This window comes from Parasutterella sp., from assembly GCF_057870745.1.
In genome coordinates this window covers 1-3,329 of the sequence record NZ_DBMALT010000086.1, presented here as the reverse complement: position 1 = coordinate 3,329, position 3,329 = coordinate 1, and the positions used below count along the sequence as shown (strand labels likewise).

General features: G+C 44.3%; 7 protein-coding genes. 6 read left to right on the top strand and 1 reads right to left on the bottom strand.

The genetic code is table 11. From position 1 onward, the window contains the following. The first annotated feature begins 260 nt into the window (after nt 1-260). On the top strand, nt 261-617 hold the full coding sequence (locus tag ACZND6_RS12725) for a hypothetical protein (protein WP_489524769.1): 357 nt from the start codon (nt 261-263) through the stop codon (nt 615-617). 117 nt (nt 618-734) lie between these two features. Further along, nucleotides 735-998 (top strand): hypothetical protein, encoded by a 264-nt coding sequence (locus ACZND6_RS12720; RefSeq protein WP_489524768.1) that lies wholly within the window; start codon nt 735-737, stop codon nt 996-998. 478 nt (nt 999-1,476) lie between these two features. Here the strand turns inward: ACZND6_RS12720 and ACZND6_RS12715 are convergent, their stop codons facing one another. Beyond that, a complete protein-coding gene (locus ACZND6_RS12715; protein WP_489524767.1) occupies nt 1,477-1,833 on the bottom strand; it encodes a hypothetical protein in 357 nt (118 codons plus the stop codon). Nucleotides 1,834-1,844: 11 nt separating this feature from the next. On the opposite strand from ACZND6_RS12715, the gene ACZND6_RS12710 reads away from it, so the two are divergent. Genes ACZND6_RS12710 through nrdD form a run of 4 tightly spaced genes read left to right on the top strand, consistent with a single transcriptional unit; the run spans nt 1,845 to nt 3,060 of the window. Further along, nucleotides 1,845-2,147 carry a phage holin family protein gene (locus ACZND6_RS12710; protein ID WP_270209599.1) on the top strand — a complete coding sequence of 101 codons (303 nt, stop codon included), beginning with the start codon at nt 1,845-1,847 and terminating at the stop codon, nt 2,145-2,147. Between the two features lies 1 nt (nt 2,148). Then, nucleotides 2,149-2,520 carry a YcbK family protein gene (locus tag ACZND6_RS12705; RefSeq protein WP_270209598.1) on the top strand — a complete coding sequence of 124 codons (372 nt, stop codon included), beginning with the start codon at nt 2,149-2,151 and terminating at the stop codon, nt 2,518-2,520. Then, nucleotides 2,513-2,887, top strand: coding sequence for a hypothetical protein (locus ACZND6_RS12700; protein ID WP_270209596.1), 375 nt, complete (start codon nt 2,513-2,515; stop codon nt 2,885-2,887). Before ACZND6_RS12705 ends, ACZND6_RS12700 begins: the two co-directional genes overlap by 8 nt. A gap of 2 nt (nt 2,888-2,889) precedes the next feature. After that, nucleotides 2,890-3,060 carry an anaerobic ribonucleoside-triphosphate reductase gene (gene nrdD, locus ACZND6_RS12695; RefSeq protein WP_270209595.1) on the top strand — a complete coding sequence of 57 codons (171 nt, stop codon included), beginning with the start codon at nt 2,890-2,892 and terminating at the stop codon, nt 3,058-3,060. Nucleotides 3,061-3,329 lie beyond the last annotated feature (269 nt).

The window sequence follows — 3,329 nt, the reverse complement described above, 5'->3', positions numbered from 1 at the left end:
TTAAATTTGCGGGTACGACCGGCCATGAAATTCCTCCATTCATGGCCGTATTATACTTCTTATTCTAATTAGATAACGTAATTTTAGAATTTTATACTAGTAGCTACCCTCGTGAGGGACGAGCAGCCAAACTCTTTGTTCCTATTGCTAAGGGTAAAAAAATAATTTTTGAGACTGCCGCAGATACTTCTGCGACGTTCTATGCTTTGGTCGGGGGGGGTGTCAACTCTTAAGAAATTTATTCTGCAAGGAGGTGGCCTATGCTTAAACAGCTTATCCAGCTCTTTGCGGAGAAATTCTTACAGAACAAGCGGGAGTGGGTGGCTGATCAGTCAACAATTTCTATTCAAAGCTCTTCTGAACTACCTGTTATTGCAGATGGAGAAAGTCACCCATTCACCATGCCGTACACGGGGGTTGTTAACCTCAGAGGTTATGGAGTTTGGTTTGCCGATATTGGAGGGTTCAACCTTATCAATCTCGGACAATCTGCGAATGGAAACCTCTCGATCTGGGCTTACGCTAAAAAAGGTCAAGAACTTACCTACGCAATTGGGCAATCAAATCAGTTCTCTACTGCCTATCTTCGAATATACAAAGTCGAGGGGAACAATTGATCAGATGTTTGGAGGTGCGTCATGCTGAAGTCGCTCCTCCAGTTATTACTAAATACCCGAACAACAAAAACCGAAGCCGCGCATTTTGCCCAACCTGCCTGGGGAGCTTCTCCAATAGTGATGACAGGAACCGACGTTAATGACGATTGGGGCTCTATCTATCAGGGCGTAATGCCTAACGACGGCGTTCTTGTTGTCTCATTTGCCGGAACGAATGAATCCAGCTATGCGGCTGGTCCCGGGGCTCAGTCGCTAGTTCCGTGGGCTAATGGCGGCGGCAAGTTTAGTATGCCCGTTACAAAGGGTAGTTATGTCAGCCTTGGCGGAAACCATGTTAAGGATGTCGAACTACGGCTTTATCCGCTAACTGCTTCCATCTAACCGCTCAGCCCCTCACTCGAGGGGCTTTTTCATAAAAAGTGCGCATTGAACAAAAAAGGGAACTGATACTTGAAAGAGTTTCCAGACTTGAAAATAGGAACAGCTTACCAACAGGCTCAAAAAGCCAAGAGGAAGATGGAATTCGGAAAACAGCACGAAAGAGGTTCTTGTCGTGCATTTAACGTCTGAAAAAGAAAGGAAAACCGCCCTGCGTTGGTAGCACAGAGCGGAATACAAAATATGCGAAAAGGATATTTTATGAGGATTATTTTACTCTACATGCTGAGGGGAAAGATGACATTTAGAAGCTTCGCATTATGGCTGGGCGTGGGTTTGCCTGTGGTCGGCGTATGTTGGCTTGTACTAGCGATGGTCTACAAACTGTTTGAAATCGTTTCTTATTTCCATGAAAACATCGCATCCGTTTTAAATCTAATTTTTGGGTATGGAGGTTAACCGCTAACGAGAGAATTATTGATTAATAATTTATTGGTTCTATGAGTTCACACATGAAGAATAAGAAACTTCCGAAAGCAACGGCACTGGAGTACACGGCTGCCAATATGTTGCTCTCTGATGCCTTCTTTTTAAGTTTGCAAAGCTCTTCTGCTGGGGCTTCTCCTTCGAGTCGTTCGACTTGAGAGGCGTAGTAGGCTGAATAGAACCACCGTCTAGCAATGACGAAAGAACTGATTGCTAAAAATGTCTTGCTGATATCAGACAAAGTTAGAGCATAACCGCGAAAAAAGTAGGCGTACCCGTAACAAACCATGGAGAACAGTAAAAGGTAAAGAAATACAGGAAAGTCGGTATTAGGAAACTTGGGTAATTTCATAAGGATTAAGAATGATTGAACACTTAAGAGAAATATGGGCGAACTTGGCAGTCAGTTGTATCTTCGCTGCGGTTTGTGGGAGCCTTTCATACCTATTAAAAGTAGAGGAAGGAAAGCAGTTTAAATGGACCGAATTTATTTTGCACACGGTGATTTCGGCAGTGTGCGGACTGATAACTTACACAACGCTGAGGAATCTGGCTGGTTTTGACCCGGATGTCTGCGGAGCCTTTTGCGGTATCGCCGGATGGATGGGAACGCGGTTACTTCGTGTAATAGAAGTAAGAATCCAGAAGAACATTGAAGGGACTTAATATGAGCGAGCATTTTCAACCGTCCGAGTTTGAATCGAAGGACGGACAACCCAGTCCTTGGCCCGAGGTCGTTGATCCGGGCCTTTATTTTTTGCTAGAGGAAATCCGCTCTGATTTTGGAGAGCCGATTTATATCAATTCCGGCTACCGAAGTCCGGAACATAATCGGAAAATCGGAGGCACGCCGAATTCTTTTCATGTTAAAGGGCAAGCGGCAGACATCCGGCCAACCCGCTATCGAGATCCGGAAAAATGGAAGCGAGCATTAGGCCGTTTAAAAATTATTGCGAACAGACGCTGTAAAGGAGGAGTAGGTTTCTACTCCTCTTTTGTTCATGTGGATTTAGGGCCGGAGCGAAGATGGAATGGTTAAAACCTTGCTGATCATCGCCGGTCTGGCTGCAGCTTCTGTTGCCGGATACCATTTTGGCCAACAAAAAATGGAGCTGCAGTGGACCCAGGAGCGTGAGTTAATGCTGCAAAGCCAAATTTCACGTCTACAGGAAAAGGATCGTGAACTCGCAAAATTACAAACTACTATTACTACTCTTAATGACACTGCTCTCCGGGTGCGCGAGCGAGACGCCCAGATACAGCGAAAACTACAGTCCGAACTTGGAAACTGTAGTAGATTTAAATCAGCACTGGAGCTCTCTTCAGCAGCTCTTAGCCGATGTGCAGAGCGCGCAGTCAGCGATAGAAAGCTCATTGAATGGTGCGCAATCCAACTAAGGAGATAAAGATGGACATCCAATTGAATGATTCTGAACGTACTCGCTGCGAAGTTTGGACGCGCGTGATGGGATACCATCGTCCGATCTCTTCATTCAATATTGGGAAACGGGGGGAAGTTGCCGAAAGAAAATATTTTTCAGCTGAAAAAGCAAAAAATGGAGCTAAAAAAGAGTTTTAATTTTTATTGTTTATTGAATTAAAACAAAATTAGTGTGCCGTCCACTCGCACCAATATCTCTAAGGAACTTTGCGTTCCAGTCATCCCGATTTTCCCCCTGCACATAAATAGAGCTAAATGGAGCGTGAAATAGAGATTTAGCGAGAATTTCTAACTTTGCATTTTGATACACTGCTGTCCAAAATAATTTGCTCTTTGACTTTGGCCTCAACATTTACAGTTAATCCAGGCCCCAGAAAGTTAAAAGTCATAAACAAGCCCCTGCTAAT

What these genes read in the sequence shown, in the direction of transcription:
- ACZND6_RS12725 (WP_489524769.1), top strand. Translation starts at nt 261, where the DNA reads ATGCTTAAACAGCTTATCCAGCTCTTTGCGGAGAAATTCTTACAGAAC.
- ACZND6_RS12715 (WP_489524767.1), bottom strand. Translation starts at nt 1,833, where the DNA reads ATGAAATTACCCAAGTTTCCTAATACCGACTTTCCTGTATTTCTTTAC.
- ACZND6_RS12710 (WP_270209599.1), top strand. Translation starts at nt 1,845, where the DNA reads ATGATTGAACACTTAAGAGAAATATGGGCGAACTTGGCAGTCAGTTGT.
- ACZND6_RS12705 (WP_270209598.1), top strand. Translation starts at nt 2,149, where the DNA reads ATGAGCGAGCATTTTCAACCGTCCGAGTTTGAATCGAAGGACGGACAA.
- ACZND6_RS12700 (WP_270209596.1), top strand. Translation starts at nt 2,513, where the DNA reads ATGGTTAAAACCTTGCTGATCATCGCCGGTCTGGCTGCAGCTTCTGTT.
- nrdD (WP_270209595.1), top strand. Translation starts at nt 2,890, where the DNA reads ATGGACATCCAATTGAATGATTCTGAACGTACTCGCTGCGAAGTTTGG.